This window comes from Pseudomonas sp. PVC-3-1 (assembly GCF_057444315.1).
This window is the reverse complement of the sequence record NZ_CM172023.1, coordinates 4146123-4160042: the sequence shown is the minus strand read 5'-3', so window position 1 is coordinate 4160042 and position 13920 is coordinate 4146123. Positions and strand designations below refer to the sequence as shown.

15 protein-coding genes and 1 tRNA gene are annotated in these 13920 nt (G+C 63.4%); 8 read left to right on the top strand and 8 right to left on the bottom strand.

The annotated features are described in order from the left end of the window. Window positions 1-163 precede the first annotated feature (163 nt). A complete protein-coding gene (locus tag AC2T4A_RS19230; protein ID WP_416751450.1) occupies window positions 164-427 on the bottom strand; it encodes a hypothetical protein in 264 nt (87 codons plus the stop codon). A 214-nt stretch (window positions 428-641) separates the two neighbouring features. Continuing rightward, window positions 642-729, bottom strand: a tRNA-Ser gene (locus AC2T4A_RS19225). 135 nt (window positions 730-864) lie between these two features. Between AC2T4A_RS19225 and AC2T4A_RS19220 the strand changes: the two genes are divergently transcribed. From AC2T4A_RS19220 to AC2T4A_RS19190, 7 genes are all read left to right on the top strand, one after another. Then, on the top strand, window positions 865-1530 hold the full coding sequence (locus tag AC2T4A_RS19220; RefSeq protein WP_024765156.1) for a Bax inhibitor-1/YccA family protein: 666 nt from the start codon (window positions 865-867) through the stop codon (window positions 1528-1530). A gap of 113 nt (window positions 1531-1643) precedes the next feature. Beyond that, window positions 1644-2036, top strand: coding sequence for a sulfurtransferase complex subunit TusD (gene tusD, locus AC2T4A_RS19215; protein ID WP_478379607.1), 393 nt, complete (start codon window positions 1644-1646; stop codon window positions 2034-2036). Next, window positions 2036-2395: a sulfurtransferase complex subunit TusC gene (tusC, locus tag AC2T4A_RS19210; protein WP_478379608.1), complete on the top strand. Its 360-nt coding sequence runs from the start codon at window positions 2036-2038 to the stop codon at window positions 2393-2395. Before tusD ends, tusC begins: the two co-directional genes overlap by 1 nt. Further along, window positions 2392-2697 (top strand): sulfurtransferase complex subunit TusB, encoded by a 306-nt coding sequence (tusB, locus tag AC2T4A_RS19205; protein ID WP_416751519.1) that lies wholly within the window; start codon window positions 2392-2394, stop codon window positions 2695-2697. Before tusC ends, tusB begins: the two co-directional genes overlap by 4 nt. Beyond that, window positions 2694-3029 carry a TusE/DsrC/DsvC family sulfur relay protein gene (locus AC2T4A_RS19200; protein ID WP_416751456.1) on the top strand — a complete coding sequence of 112 codons (336 nt, stop codon included), beginning with the start codon at window positions 2694-2696 and terminating at the stop codon, window positions 3027-3029. The genes tusB and AC2T4A_RS19200 overlap by 4 nt, the downstream gene beginning before the upstream one ends. Continuing rightward, a complete protein-coding gene (locus tag AC2T4A_RS19195; protein WP_478379609.1) occupies window positions 3026-4024 on the top strand; it encodes a glycosyl transferase family protein in 999 nt (332 codons plus the stop codon). The genes AC2T4A_RS19200 and AC2T4A_RS19195 overlap by 4 nt, the downstream gene beginning before the upstream one ends. A gap of 88 nt (window positions 4025-4112) precedes the next feature. Beyond that, on the top strand, window positions 4113-5114 hold the full coding sequence (locus tag AC2T4A_RS19190) for a glutathione S-transferase family protein (RefSeq protein ID WP_478379610.1): 1002 nt from the start codon (window positions 4113-4115) through the stop codon (window positions 5112-5114). Between the two features lie 125 nt (window positions 5115-5239). Here AC2T4A_RS19190 and AC2T4A_RS19185 read toward each other — a convergent pair whose 3' ends face one another. The 6 genes from AC2T4A_RS19185 to ftsK are packed head-to-tail and all read right to left on the bottom strand — an operon-like array spanning window position 5240 to window position 12714. Further along, a complete protein-coding gene (locus AC2T4A_RS19185; protein WP_416751462.1) occupies window positions 5240-5578 on the bottom strand; it encodes a lysozyme inhibitor LprI family protein in 339 nt (112 codons plus the stop codon). Between the two features lie 5 nt (window positions 5579-5583). Then, window positions 5584-6969 carry a siroheme synthase CysG gene (cysG, locus tag AC2T4A_RS19180; protein WP_478379611.1) on the bottom strand — a complete coding sequence of 462 codons (1386 nt, stop codon included), beginning with the start codon at window positions 6967-6969 and terminating at the stop codon, window positions 5584-5586. Between the two features lies 1 nt (window position 6970). Further along, window positions 6971-8251, bottom strand: coding sequence for a serine--tRNA ligase (serS, locus tag AC2T4A_RS19175; RefSeq protein ID WP_416751466.1), 1281 nt, complete (start codon window positions 8249-8251; stop codon window positions 6971-6973). 46 nt (window positions 8252-8297) lie between these two features. After that, window positions 8298-9623 carry a replication-associated recombination protein A gene (locus AC2T4A_RS19170; RefSeq protein ID WP_416751468.1) on the bottom strand — a complete coding sequence of 442 codons (1326 nt, stop codon included), beginning with the start codon at window positions 9621-9623 and terminating at the stop codon, window positions 8298-8300. A gap of 36 nt (window positions 9624-9659) precedes the next feature. Further along, on the bottom strand, window positions 9660-10283 hold the full coding sequence (gene lolA, locus AC2T4A_RS19165) for an outer membrane lipoprotein periplasmic chaperone LolA (RefSeq protein WP_478379613.1): 624 nt from the start codon (window positions 10281-10283) through the stop codon (window positions 9660-9662). A 19-nt stretch (window positions 10284-10302) separates the two neighbouring features. Then, window positions 10303-12714: a DNA translocase FtsK gene (ftsK, locus tag AC2T4A_RS19160; RefSeq protein ID WP_486741534.1), complete on the bottom strand. Its 2412-nt coding sequence runs from the start codon at window positions 12712-12714 to the stop codon at window positions 10303-10305. 221 nt (window positions 12715-12935) lie between these two features. Here ftsK and trxB point away from each other — a divergent pair, with 221 nt between their 5' ends. After that, a complete protein-coding gene (trxB, locus tag AC2T4A_RS19155; protein ID WP_416751475.1) occupies window positions 12936-13886 on the top strand; it encodes a thioredoxin-disulfide reductase in 951 nt (316 codons plus the stop codon). Window positions 13887-13920 lie beyond the last annotated feature (34 nt).

The following is a 13920-nucleotide window of genomic DNA, read 5'->3' as shown; positions in this document are numbered from 1 at the left end:
TAGCGCCGCATGAACCATTGGAGTCGGAATGGGAATTACCCTTCCGATTTATCGCACGGGCCGGCGTCTTATTTTGCAATGCCCGCCACTCGGCGCCGGCAATAAACATAACGGCGCTGGCGACCGCTGCCTGGGCCACCGCCGCACTCTTTCCCCGAGAACCTCAGGCCTCGACTGCATCCAGCAGGGCCCATGGCTTGTAGCCGGCAGCGCGCGCGGCCTTCTCCGCCTCAAGAATCGCCTCAGTGCGACTCAGCGAACGCGAACGATGCTCGAAGCGAAATGCGGGCCCACTCGCGCCTCGCACACTGAGGACGATCAGATAGCCCCGCATGGGGTTACTGACTTCTCGAGTGGTTTTCGTCTTTTTCGGAGCAACACCCAGCGCTTCGCGCATCTGCCGCTCGAGATCTTCGACTTGGTTCATTCAGGATTTTCCGGAGATTGGTGCTTGAAGTTTAACTGAGTGCATCAACGTCCTACAGAATCATCTTTCGGTATGACTGACTTTTCTGATGCTTTGAACTTGCGCAATGCAAACGCAATGAGCGCAATGCGTAATCGGCAGGAGCGCCGCCAGCGGCACTTCACCGCCAGAAACGCGAAAGCCCCGCAGTGCGGGGCTTTCAACGTTGTAATAGTGGCGGAAGCGTAGAGATTCGAACTCTAGGACAGTTGCCCGTCGACGGTTTTCAAGACCGTTGCCTTAAACCACTCGGCCACGCTTCCACATTGAGCGGGCGGCAATATTACCGGATCGCAACACACTGTCAAACTCTGATGATTCAGCGCGCTTTTCCCTCTGTTATGATGGATACCACTACGGTCATGGATCCGTATCCCGCTTAACAGGAGTGTCTCGACATGCAAGAACGGCAATATCTCGACTCCACAGCGGTGGAGCAGAAAGAGGTCAGCGGCGTCCTGCGCAATACCTACGGGCTGCTGGCCCTGACCCTGGCCTTCAGCGGCCTGGTAGCCTTCGCCTCGCAACAAATGCGCCTGCCCTACCCCAGTTTCTTCGTAGTGCTGCTGGGCTTCTACGGCCTGTTCTTCCTCACCGTGAAGCTGCGCAACAGCGCCTGGGGCCTGGTCAGCACCTTCGCCCTCACCGGTTTCATGGGCTACACCCTCGGCCCGATCCTGAACATGTACCTGGGCATGGCCAACGGCGCGAGCATCATCTCCTCGGCCTTCTTCATGACCGCCCTGGTGTTCTTCGGCCTGTCCGCCTATGTACTGACGACCCGCAAGGACATGAGCTTCCTGTCCGGCTTCATCACCGCAGGTTTCTTCGTCCTGTTGGGCGCCGTGCTGGTCTCGCTGTTCTTCCAGATCAGCGGCCTGCAACTGGCCATCAGCGCCGGCTTCGTGCTGTTCTCCTCGGCGATGATCCTGTTCCAGACCAGCGCGATCATCCACGGTGGCGAGCGCAACTACATCATGGCCACCATCAGCCTGTACGTGTCGATCTACAACCTGTTCATCAGCCTGTTGCAGATCTTCGGCATCATGGGTAGCGACGACTAATCCTCGCGCTTCAGGAAAAAGCCCGTTTCGACGGGCTTTTTTCATTTCAGTCGCGGCAAAAAACGGCTCAGCGCCGTATCATCCTGCGAAAATTCGCCGCCAAGGCCTGCTCCATGAAGTTCGTCATCGCCCTCTTCTCCCCGCCGCATTCGCCGGCCGCCCGGCGCGCCTTGCGCTTCGCCGAGGCTGTATTGGCCGGCGGACATGAAATCACCCGACTGTTCTTTTATCAGGACGGCGTGCATAGCGCCTCGGCCAACACCGTAGCCAGCCAGGATGAGCTGGACGTCGCCGCCGCCTGGACGCGATTCGTCGCTGATCATCAATTGGACGGAGTCGTCTGCATCGCCGCCGCCCTGCGGCGCGGCGTGCTCAATGGCGAGGAAGCCCGCCGCTATTCCCGCCCTGCCGCCAACCTGCAGGCACCCTGGGACCTTTCCGGCCTCGGCCAACTGCATGAAGCAGCGCAACTGGCGGACCGCCTGGTCTGCTTTGGAGGCAACTGATGACCAAGTCCCTTCTGATCATCAGCCGCCAGGCGCCCTGGGCCGGCCCTGCCGCCCGTGAGGCGCTGGATATCGCCCTGGCGGGCGGTGCCTTCGACCTGCCGATCTCGATGCTCTTCCTCGATGATGGCGTGTTCCAGTTGGCGCCCAACCAGCGTCCCGCCACACTCGAGCAGAAAGACCTGCAAGCCAACCTGCAGGCCCTGCCGCTGTTCGGCGTGGAGGCGCTCTACACCAGCAGCCGCAGCCTTGCCGAGCGCGGACTGGACGGCTCCTGCCTTACACTGGCCGCCCAGGCACTGGACGACAACGCGCTGCGCGACCTGCTGCAAACCCATGACCAGGTGATCACGATCTGATGGCTACTCTCCACCTGCTCTCGCACTCCCCCTTCAATGACGGCCGGTTCGCCAGTTGCCTGCAGTTGCTCGGCCCGGGCGACGGCTTACTGCTGACTGGCGAAGCCGTCCACGCGCTGCGCGATGGCACCGCGCCTCGCCGCGAACTGGATCAGACGCCCGCAACCAACGCGCTCTTTGCGCTGCTGGAAGACCTGCAGGCACGCGGCCTGGATAACCCGCCCGAGCGTGTCGTTGCTGTGGATTACGCCGGATTCGTCGATCTTTGTACGCGCTTCGACAAGGTGAACGCCTGGCTATGAGCACTCTCCTGGTCAATGGAAACGCCCTGTTGCTGGACAAGGACGGCTATCTCGCCGACCTGAACGACTGGAGCGACGCCGCTGCCGAGGCCCTGGCGCACAACGAAGGCATCCACCTGACGCCCGAGCACTGGGAAATCCTCCTGCTGCTGCGCGAGTTCTATGGGGAGTTTCAGCTCTCCCCGGCCAACCGCCCGCTGATCAAGTACGTCGCCCAGAAACTGGGCGCGGAAAAGGGCAGCAGCCTGCACCTCAACCTTCTGTTCAAGGGCACCCCGGCCAAGCTTGCCGCCAAGCTCGCCGGCCTGCCGAAGCCGACCAATTGCCTATGACCGCCTCCCCCCTAGTCTTGCAGACTCCCGCCGAACACCCCTTCGCCCAGTTCGTCCGCATCCTCGGCAAAGGCAAGCGCGGCGCGCGCGGCCTGACCCGCGAGGAAGCTCGCGAAGCACTGGGTTTGATCCTTGACGGCCAGGCCGAGGAAGCCCAGCTGGGCGCCTTCCTGATGCTGCTGCGACACAAGGAGGAAAGCGCCGAGGAACTGGCCGGGTTCACCGAAGCCGTGCGCGAGCGCCTGCAGACACCAAAGATCGCCGTAGACCTGGACTGGCCGAGCTACGCCGGCAAGAAGCGCCACCTGCCCTGGTACCTGCTGGCGGCCAAATGCCTGGGCGGCAGCGACACCCGCATACTGCTGCATGGTGCGGGCGCCCACACCGCCGGCCGTCTCTACACCGAGCAATTGCTTGAACTGCTGGGCCTGCCGCTGTGTCGCGACTGGAGCGCAGTCAGCCAGGCACTGGACACCCAGGGCGTCGCCTTCGCCCCGCTGGCGGACTGGATGCCGCGCCTGCAACGGATGATCGACCTGCGCAACACCCTCGGCCTGCGCTCACCAATTCACTCCTCGGTGCGCCTGATCAACCCGCTGGGCGCCACCTGCGTGCTGCAAAGCATCTTCCATCCCGGCTACCAGGCCGTGCACCGCGAAGGCAGCCGCCTGCTAGGCGACTACGCCATCGTCATCAAGGGCGAAGGCGGCGAGATCGAAGTGAACCCGGACGCCACGTCGCACCTGTACGGCTGCCGCGATGGCGAAGACTGGGACGAAGAATGGCCAGCGCTTTCACCGCTGCGCCACGTCAAGCCGGAAAGCCTCGACCCGCAGCATCTGGCCGCCGTCTGGCGCGGTGACACAGAGGACGCCTACGGTGAGTTGGCCGTCCGCGCGACCATGGCGCTGGCCTTGCGCGCGATGGGATTGCAGCGGGACGACGCCTTCGCAGAGGCCAACAAACGCTGGGCTGCCCGCAACAGATCGATTTAATCGATACCTGGAATCCTGTTTTTGCGCTAAACAATCAAGCCTGAGCCGATAGACTGGTCCCATCTTCCCGCTTCCTGGAGCACTCAAGATGGGACAGTTGATCGATGGCCGCTGGCATGACCAGTGGTATGACACCAGCAAGGACGGCCGTTTCCAGCGCGAGAACGCACAGCGCCGCAACTGGGTAACTGCCGACGGCCAGCCCGGCCCGACCGGCGAAGGCGGCTTCCGCGCCGAAGCCGGCCGCTATCACCTCTACGTTTCCCTGGCCTGCCCCTGGGCCCACCGCACGCTGATCTACCGCCAGCTAAAAGGCCTCGAGTCGCTGATCGACGTTTCGGTGGTCAGTTGGCTGATGCTGGAGAACGGCTGGACCTTCGACAAGGCACTTGGCTCCACGGGCGACAAGCTCGACGGCCTGGCCTTCCTCCATCAGCGCTACACGAAAGACGATGCGCACTACACCGGCCGCGTGACCGTGCCGGTGCTGTGGGACAAACACGAGCAGCGCATTGTCAGCAATGAATCCGCGGAAATCATCCGCATGTTCAACACAGCCTTTGACGGGATCACCGGCAACCCGCTGGACTTGTACCCGGAAGCGCTGCGCGCACAGATCGACGCGCTGAACGAGCGCATCTACCCGGCCATAAACAATGGCGTGTATCGCGCGGGCTTTGCGACGACCCAGGGCGCCTACGAAGAGGCCTTCAGGACACTGTTCAACGAACTGGACTGGCTGGAAGAGCGCCTGGACAAACAGCGCTACCTGGCGGGCGAATACCTGACCGAAGCAGATGTGCGCCTGTTCACCACGCTGATTCGCTTCGATGCGGTCTACCACGGGCACTTCAAGTGCAACCTGCGACGCCTCGCGGACTACCCGAACCTGTCCGGCTGGCTGCGCGAGCTGTATCAATTGGATGGCGTGGCTGGCACGGTGGACTTCCAGCACATCAAACACCACTACTACGGCAGCCATCGCACCATCAACCCGACCGGCATCGTGCCGCTGGGGCCGCAGCAGGACTTCACCGCGCCGCACGGGCGGGAACATCTGCCGGGCAAAGGTATTTTCCGTAGAGGTTGAACCAGCCGTTGGAGCGAAATTTGCCATCAGACCTGTAGGAGCGAGCTTGCTCGCGAATCGCTTGACGCCAAGTCAGCAGGAAAACAGTTCGCGAGCAAGCTCGCTCCTACAAGGTCAAGAGCGGATCAGATCGGTTTTTCGATGCCGTCGTAGACCTTCTGCAGCGCGTCCAGACGCTCCTGGTAGCGCTGCCTGAGGCAGACTTTGTTGGCGCCGCAGGCGCGGCGCTGCTCCAACCAGGCAAGCTGGGAGTCACCCAGATTGCCACGCATGCCCATGGCGAAAAGCCCGCGCAACAGGCGGTAGGTGGTTGCCACCTGCACATCCATCTCGGAAAGCTGGCGATCCGCGCAGATCGCCTTCTCGTCGGCCTGCTTGGCCTTCTTGCAGTCAAAGCTGGCCGCTTGAGCCGGCAGTGCGACGCAACCCAGGGCGCACAACCCACCCAGGATCACGGCGCGCATGGGGTTCACTGCTGCCCCTCGAACCAGGCGAGCTTCTCGCGCAACTGCACCACTTCCCCGACTATCACCAGCGTCGGCGCATGCACTTCGTGCTCAGCCACCAGCTCCGGCAGGTTTGCCAGGGTGCCGGTGAATACGCGCTGATGCACGGTGGTGCCCTGCTGAACCAGCGCCGCAGGTGTATCGGCGGAGCGGCCGTGGCGCACCAGTTGCTCGCAGATGACCGGCAAACCAACCAGCCCCATGTAGAACACCAGGGTCTGCCCCGGTGCGACCAGGTCGTTCCATGGCAGGTCGGTGGTGCCGTCTTTCAGGTGACCGGTAACGAAACGCACGGATTGCGCATAGTCACGGTGAGTCAGCGGGATCCCGGCGTAAGCCGCGCAACCGCTCGCCGCCGTGATGCCCGGCACCACCTGGAACGGAATGCCATTGGCCGCCAGCTCGTCGATCTCCTCGCCGCCACGGCCGAAGATGAACGGATCGCCACCTTTCAGGCGCAGCACGCGCTTGCCCTGCTGGGCCAGCTCCACCAACTGGCGATTGATCTCGTCCTGCGGCACTGCGTGGTCCGCGCGGCGCTTGCCAACATAGAGGCGATCCGCATCGCGACGGCACAACTCGAGGATGGCCGGCGCGACGAGGCGGTCGTACAGAACCACATCGGCCTGCTGCATCAGACGCAGGGCGCGGAAGGTCAGCAGATCGGGATCACCGGGACCAGCGCCGACCAGATAGACCTCACCGCGAGACTCGGGTTGCGGCGATTCCAGCTTGTCCGCCAGCAGTCGCTCGGCCTCGTTCGGCTGGCCAGCGAGCATGCGCTCAGCGACCGGGCCCTGGAACACGTCTTCCCAGAACTTGCGGCGCTGCTGCAGGTCCGGCAGGCGGTGTTTCACGCGTTCGCGGAAGCGGCTGGCGAGGCCGGCCAACTGGCCATAGGTCGCGGGAATCCAAGTTTCCAGCTTGGCACGCAGCAGGCGCGCGAGCACCGGCGCATCGCCGCCGCTGGAAACCGCCACCACCAGCGGCGAGCGGTCGACGATGGCCGGGAAGATCACGCTGCACAGGGCCGGCGCATCAACGACGTTAACCGGCACACCGCGCTCGTGGGCGTCGCGGGACACCTGGGCATTGAGTGACTCGTCATCCGTGGCAGCGATGACCAGCACGCAGTCCTGCAGGTCACCCTGGGCGTAGGGGCGCAGCAGCAGTTCGCCAGTGCCCTCCTCGATCAGCTCACGCAACTCGGAATGCACTTCCGGAGCCACGACTCGCAGCACCGCGCCGGCGTCGCTCAGCAGGCGCGCCTTGCGCAGTGCGACATCACCGCCGCCGACCAGTAGCGCGCGACGTCCGCGCAGGATGTGGAACAGCGGCAGGAAGTCCATCTCAGCCGATGACCTCGATGCCGGCCATGTACGGCTTGAGCACGTCCGGGACGCGGATCGAGCCATCGGCCTGCTGGTAGTTCTCCAGCACGGCGACCAGGGTACGGCCCACGGCCAGGCCGGAGCCGTTGAGGGTATGCACCAGCTCGGGCTTGCCGGTTTCCGGGTTGCGGTAACGCGCTTGCATGCGGCGCGCCTGGAAGTCGCCACAGTTGGAGCAGGAGGAAATCTCGCGGTACTTGTCCTGGCTCGGCACCCAGACTTCCAGATCGTAGGTCTTGGCGGCGCCGAAGCCCATATCGCCAGTGCACAGCGCCAGGGCGCGGTACGGCAGCTCCAGTGCCTGGAGAACTTTCTCGGCATTGCCGACCAGGCTTTCCAGGGCTTCCCAGGACTTCGACGGTTCGACGATCTGCACCATCTCGACCTTGTCGAACTGGTGCTGGCGGATCATCCCGCGGGTATCGCGGCCCGACGCGCCGGCCTCGCTGCGGAAGCAGGGAGTGTGGGCGACAAACTTCAGCGGCAGCTCCTTCGCATCGAGGATCTGGCCGGCAACAATGTTGGTCAGCGAGACTTCGGCGGTCGGGATCAGGTACAGATCCGCTTCGTCTTCACGCTGGATCTTGAACAGGTCTTCCTCGAACTTCGGCAGCTGGCCGGTACCCTGCAGCGCTGGAGCCTGCACGAGGTACGGGGTGTAGGCTTCTTCGTAGCCGTGCTCGCGGGTGTGCAGGTCGATCATGAACTGCGCCAGGGCGCGGTGTAGGCGCGCGATCGGGCCGCGCATCAGCGCAAAGCGGGCGCCGGACAGGCGGGCAGCGGTCTCGAAGTCCAGCCAGCCGTGCTGCTCGCCCAGGGCGACGTGGTCCTTGATCTCGAAATCGAAGGTGCGCGGAGTGCCCCAGCGGCGGACTTCGACGTTCTCTTCCTCGTCAGCGCCCACCGGCACGGACTCGTGGGGCAGGTTCGGGATGTTCAGCAGCAGGTTATCCAGCTCGGCCTGGATGACGTCCAGTTCGCGCTTGCCGGCGTCCAGCTCCTCGGCCATGCGGTTGACCTCGGCCTTCAGCGGCGCGACATCTTCGCCATTCTTCATGGCCAGGCCGATGGCCTTGGAACGCGAGTTGCGCTCGGCCTGCAGGGTCTCGGTGCGGGTCTGCACGGATTTGCGCTGGCTCTCCAACGCTTCGATGCGCGCCACGTCCAGGGTGAAGCCACGGGTGGCCAGGCGTTCGGCCACTTCCTGCGGCTGGGTACGAACCAGTTTGGAATCGAGCATGGTGTCTTCTCGTGTCGAGTGTCAGGCGGCGCTCGCGGGCGCCACTTCAGGATTTTCTGCGACGGCGGGAACTGGCTTTGTCGAGGCTGGCCAGGTGGCGCAGCTTTTCGCCGATCTTCAGTTCGAGCCCGCGCGGCACGGGTTGGTAATACTGGCGCGGTTCCATGGACTCGGGGAAGTAGTCTTCTCCGGCCGCATAGGCATCCGGCTCATCATGGGCATAGCGGTACTCGTCGCCATAACCCAGGTTCTTCATCAGTTTGGTCGGCGCGTTGCGCAGATGCAGCGGCACTTCCAGCGAGCCGCTCTCCGCCACGTCACGGCGCGCCGTGTTGTAGGCGTTGTAGACGGCGTTGCTCTTCGGCGCGCAGGCCAGGTACACGATAGCCTGCGCAATCGCCAGCTCTCCTTCCGGACTGCCGAGGCGCTCCTGTACGTCCCAGGCGTGAAGGCACAGGGTCAATGCGCGAGGATCGGCATTGCCGATGTCCTCGCTGGCCATGCGAACCACGCGGCGGGCGATGTACAGCGGATCGCAGCCGCCATCGAGCATGCGCGAGTACCAGTACAACGCGCCATCGGGGCTGGAGCCGCGCACCGACTTATGCAGCGCGCTGATCTGGTCGTAGAACGCCTCGCCACCCTTGTCGAAGCGCCGGCGCGAGTCGCCCAGCAGATTCTGCAGCAGCTCGGCGCTGATCTCGCCGTTGTCCTCGGCGAGGTCCGAGGCGTTCTCCAGCAGATTGAGCAGGCGCCGACCATCGCCATCGGCAGCCGCCATGAGGATGGCGAAGCTGTCGTCGGGCAGGCTCAGGTTGCGTTTGCCCAGCCCTTTTTCTTCGCTCAGCGCGCGCTCGACCAGCCGGCGCAGCGCGGCTTCGTCCAGGCTTTTCAGCACATAGACTCGGGCGCGGGACAGCAGCGCATTGTTCAGTTCGAAGGACGGGTTCTCTGTGGTCGCACCAATGAAGATCAGCGTGCCGTCCTCCACATAGGGCAAGAAGGCATCCTGCTGGCTCTTGTTGAAGCGGTGCACTTCATCGACGAAGAGGATGGTGCGGCGACCATACTGGGCCGCGTGCTGCTTGGCCACTTCCACCGCCTGGCGGATTTCCTTCACACCCGAGAGTACCGCCGAAATGGTCTCGAAGTGCGCGTCGGTGACCTGCGCCAGCAGCTTCGCCAGGGTGGTCTTGCCGACACCGGGCGGGCCCCAGAAGATCATCGAGTGCAGCGCGCCCTGCTCCAGCGCCTCGCGCAGTGGCTTGCCACGGGCGAGCAGGTGCTCCTGGCCGACGTACTCGTCCAGGCTGGTCGCGCGCAGGCGCGCGGCCAGGGGCTGGGAAACGGGGGCGGAGCGGAACAGGTCCACGAATCTTACCTATCGATCAATCCGGCGTAAGGCCGGTCATTCCTGGATGACGTCGACGCCCTTGGGCACATCGAAGACGAACTGCTTGGCGTCCATCGGCTCGTTCATCTTCACGTCGAAGAACAGGATATTGGTGCGCTGACCGACGCTGTCGATCAGTTGCATGTCGTTCACTACGCCACTGCGGAAGGAAATCCGCAGGCTGTCGAACAGGGTGTCCTTGGACTTCGGCTTGAGGGTGAAGTCGACTACGTTGCCGCCATCTTTAGCGGTGATGTCAAAGCTCTGGCCGATCTTCGATACGTCGCCGGACAGCAGCAGCGCCGGGGTCTGGGTCAGGCGCTGGTCGAGCTTCTGGATGGTCACCTGCTCCAGGTCCGGGTCGTACAGCCAGATTTTCTCGCCATTGGAGATCAACAGCTGCTCGTTCGGCGCATCGGTGTGCCAGCGGAACAGGCCCGGACGTTTCAGGCCCAGGGTGCCGGCGGTTTCCTGCAGTCGGGTGCCGCTGCCATCCAGGGTCAGCTGCGAGAAGCGCGCGGTCATTGTCTGGGCCTTGGTGAGCATCCCGCTCAGTCGCTGCGATGCAGCATCGTCGGCATGGGCCTGGACACCAGCCAAGGCCAGCGCAGCTACGAACATCAGGCGGATCAGACGCATCGAAATCCTCGAAGTCGAATCAATCACGGATCGGGGCCGGCGCCATAACTTCGCGCGAGCCATTGGTATTCATCGGAGTGACCACGCCGGCCATCTCCATTGCCTCGATCATCCGCGCGGCGCGGTTGTAACCGATCTTCAGCTTGCGCTGCACGGCGGAAATCGAAGCGCGGCGGCTTTCGGTCACGAAGCGCACGGCTTCGTCGTAGAGCGGATCGTCCTCGCTGCCCTCGCTGCCTTCGCCGCCACCGCCACCTTCGAACGAACCGCCAGCGCCTTCATCGGCACCAGCGAGGATGTCCTCGATGTAGTTCGGCGCGCCACGCAGCTTCCACGCCTCAACGACGCGGTGCACTTCGTCATCGGACACGAAGGCGCCATGAACGCGGATCGGCAGGCCGGTGCCCGGCGGCAGGTACAGCATGTCGCCGTGACCCAGCAGTTGCTCGGCGCCGCCCTGGTCAAGGATGGTGCGCGAGTCGATCTTGCTGGACACCTGGAAGGCGATACGGGTCGGGATGTTCGCCTTGATCAGACCGGTGATTACATCCACGGACGGACGCTGTGTCGCCAGGATCAGATGGATGCCCGCCGCACGCGCCTTCTGGGCGATACGGGCGATCAGTTCTTCCACCTTCTTGCCGACGATCATCATCATGTCGGCGAATTCGTCCACGACGACCACGATGGTCGGCAGGGTCTGCAGCAGCGGAGCCTCGTCTTCCATGCTCTCGCGGCGGTACAGCGGGTCGGTCAGCGGAGTGCCAGCCTCCTCCGCGTCCTTCACCTTGCGATTGAAGCCGGCCAGGTTACGCACGCCCATGGCCGCCATCAGCTTGTAGCGACGCTCCATCTCGGCGACGCTCCAGCGCAGCGCGTTGGCGGCCTCCTTCATGTCGGTGACCACCGGGCAGAGCAGGTGCGGAATGCCTTCGTAGATCGACAGTTCCAGCATCTTGGGGTCGATCATGATCAACCGCGCCTCTTCCGGCGTGGACTTGAACAGGATCGACAGCAGCATGGCGTTCACACCCACCGACTTACCGGAGCCGGTAGTACCGGCCACCAGCAGGTGAGGCATCTTCGCCAGGTCGGTGATGACCGGGTTGCCGCCGATATCATGGCCCAGTGCCAGTGGCACGGTGGATTTGTGCTCGTCGTACTCCGGCGTCATCAGCACTTCGGAGAAGCGCACCATCTGCCGGTCTTCGTTGGGAATCTCGATGCCGACAGTGGTCTTGCCGGGGATGACTTCCACCACGCGCACACTGATTACCGCCAGCGAGCGCGCCAAGTCCTTGGCCAGGTTGGAGATGCGGCTGACCTTCACGCCAGCGGCCGGCTGGATTTCGAAACGGGTGATCACCGGGCCCGGATGCACGGACTCGACGATGACTTCAACGCCGAACTCCTTGAGCTTGATCTCCAGCAGGCGCGACATGGCCTCCAGGGATTCAGGCGAGTAGCTCTGCTTCTTTTCCGAGGCCGGGTCGAGGATCGACAGCGGCGGCAGCGTGCCTTCCACGGCGGTATCGACGAACAGCGGCGCCTGCTTCTCTTTCAGTACGCGCTTGCTCGGCTCGGCCGGTTTGCTGGGCGGCGGCGGGACGTCGATCTTTGGCGCCACGCGCTTTTCGCGCTCCTGAACGCTCTTGACCAGCGCTTCCTCGCGTTCGATCAGGCGTTCCTTGACCTTGGCCTGCTCGCGTCGGTCGGCAACGATGGGCGCAGCGACTTCGGCCACGCGCTCGTCAACTTCACGCAACTGGGCGACGAGCTGCTTATGTTCGCTGCGGGCGCTCCACCAGCGATTGGTGGCGTTGTGGATCAGTTCAAAAAGGTCGAGGGTGATCTTGCCGGTGACGTCCATCACCTTGAACCAGGACAAGTCGGCGAACACCGTCATGCCGAACAGGAACAGCGCCAGGAAAAGCAGCGTACTGCCCTGCACGTTCAGGGCATTGACGCCCAGCTGGCCCAGGCTCTCACCCAGGGCTCCGCCCGCCGTGGCCGGCATGTGGGCACCACTGGTGTGGAAATGGATATAGGCCAGTGCGGAACCGGACAGCACCAGGAATACCAGGCCGATCAGCCGCCAGGAGAACAGCCAGCCGCTCCACTCCCAGGGCAAGTGGCGCTTGCGGAAGACCTGGTAGGTCTTCACTGCCAGCAACAGCGGGAACAGGTAGGCGAAATAGCCCAGCACCATGAACAGGATGTCTGCACTGAGGGCGCCCAGGCGGCCGGCAGCGTTCTGCACCTGCTCGACGTGACTGGAATGGCTCCAGCCCGGATCGGAGGAATCGTAGGTGAGCAGCGCCATCCACAGGTAGAGGCAGAGCGCGCCAAGCGCGATCAGTGCCCCTTCCTTCAGACGGTAGTGCAGTTGCTGGCGCCAGGCGGCGGCATGGCTTGCTGTGGTGTCCTTCAAAACGCTTCTATTCCTGCGCTATACGCGCGTCCGAGAGTCGTTGGGCCGCGAAATGGGCCTATTGTACGGCTTTGGCCGGCTGATGCCAGCGAACCCGGGCGTGTCCGATTGCGCTTTTGCCGGCTTTCCGGGGTTCGGTGTAGCATAGCCCAACACCGCTTTTCGGCTGCTCAATTGGAGCATGCATTCTCTTACGTGACAAAGGCTTATGGAGTCTTTTTATGAGTGAAGTCAAGCATTCGCGCCTGATCATCCTGGGCTCCGGCCCCGCGGGCTATACCGCGGCCGTGTATGCCGCGCGGGCCAACCTCAAGCCTGTTGTCATCACTGGCATCCAGCCCGGCGGCCAGCTCACCACTACCACCGAGGTCGATAACTGGCCAGGCGACGTGGAAGGCCTGACCGGTCCGGCCCTGATGCAGCGCATGGAGCAGCATGCCAAGCGTTTCGATACCGAGATCGTCTACGACCACATCCACACTGCCGAGTTGCAGCAGAAACCCTTCACCCTCAAGGGCGACAGCGGCACCTACACCTGCGACGCACTGATCATCGCCACTGGCGCTTCTGCCCAGTACCTGGGGATGTCCTCGGAAGAGGCTTTCATGGGCAAGGGCGTTTCCGCCTGCGCCACCTGCGACGGCTTCTTCTATCGCAACCAGGTCGTCTGCGTGGTCGGCGGCGGCAATACCGCTGTGGAAGAGGCACTCTACCTCTCCAACATCGCCAAGGAAGTCCACCTGATCCACCGCCGCGACAAGCTGCGCTCGGAGAAGATCCTGCAGGACAAACTGTTCGAAAAAGCCAAGAACGGCAACGTGCGCCTGCACTGGAACACCACCCTGGATGAAGTTCTGGGCGACAACATGGGCGTTATCGGCGTGCGCCTCAAGGACGCCAACAGCGGCGAAACCCGCCAGTTGGACCTGGCCGGCGTATTCATCGCCATCGGCCACAAACCCAACACCGACCTGTTCAAAGGCCAGTTGGAGATGCATGACGGCTACCTGAAGATCAAGGGCGGCGCCGAAGGCAATGCCACCCTGACCAGCATCGATGGCGTGTTCGCTGCCGGCGACGTGGCTGACCACGTCTACCGCCAGGCCATCACCTCGGCTGGCGCCGGCTGCATGGCCGCACTGGACGCCGAAAAGTTCCTCGACGACAACTGATCGGCCAAGGGGAGGCTCGCCCTCCCCTCCTCCC

What these genes read in the sequence shown, in the direction of transcription:
- AC2T4A_RS19230 (WP_416751450.1), bottom strand. Translation starts at nt 427, where the DNA reads ATGAACCAAGTCGAAGATCTCGAGCGGCAGATGCGCGAAGCGCTGGGT.
- AC2T4A_RS19220 (WP_024765156.1), top strand. Translation starts at nt 865, where the DNA reads ATGCAAGAACGGCAATATCTCGACTCCACAGCGGTGGAGCAGAAAGAG.
- tusD (WP_478379607.1), top strand. Translation starts at nt 1,644, where the DNA reads ATGAAGTTCGTCATCGCCCTCTTCTCCCCGCCGCATTCGCCGGCCGCC.
- tusC (WP_478379608.1), top strand. Translation starts at nt 2,036, where the DNA reads ATGACCAAGTCCCTTCTGATCATCAGCCGCCAGGCGCCCTGGGCCGGC.
- AC2T4A_RS19200 (WP_416751456.1), top strand. Translation starts at nt 2,694, where the DNA reads ATGAGCACTCTCCTGGTCAATGGAAACGCCCTGTTGCTGGACAAGGAC.
- AC2T4A_RS19195 (WP_478379609.1), top strand. Translation starts at nt 3,026, where the DNA reads ATGACCGCCTCCCCCCTAGTCTTGCAGACTCCCGCCGAACACCCCTTC.
- AC2T4A_RS19190 (WP_478379610.1), top strand. Translation starts at nt 4,113, where the DNA reads ATGGGACAGTTGATCGATGGCCGCTGGCATGACCAGTGGTATGACACC.
- AC2T4A_RS19185 (WP_416751462.1), bottom strand. Translation starts at nt 5,578, where the DNA reads ATGCGCGCCGTGATCCTGGGTGGGTTGTGCGCCCTGGGTTGCGTCGCA.
- cysG (WP_478379611.1), bottom strand. Translation starts at nt 6,969, where the DNA reads ATGGACTTCCTGCCGCTGTTCCACATCCTGCGCGGACGTCGCGCGCTA.
- serS (WP_416751466.1), bottom strand. Translation starts at nt 8,251, where the DNA reads ATGCTCGATTCCAAACTGGTTCGTACCCAGCCGCAGGAAGTGGCCGAA.
- lolA (WP_478379613.1), bottom strand. Translation starts at nt 10,283, where the DNA reads ATGCGTCTGATCCGCCTGATGTTCGTAGCTGCGCTGGCCTTGGCTGGT.
- trxB (WP_416751475.1), top strand. Translation starts at nt 12,936, where the DNA reads ATGAGTGAAGTCAAGCATTCGCGCCTGATCATCCTGGGCTCCGGCCCC.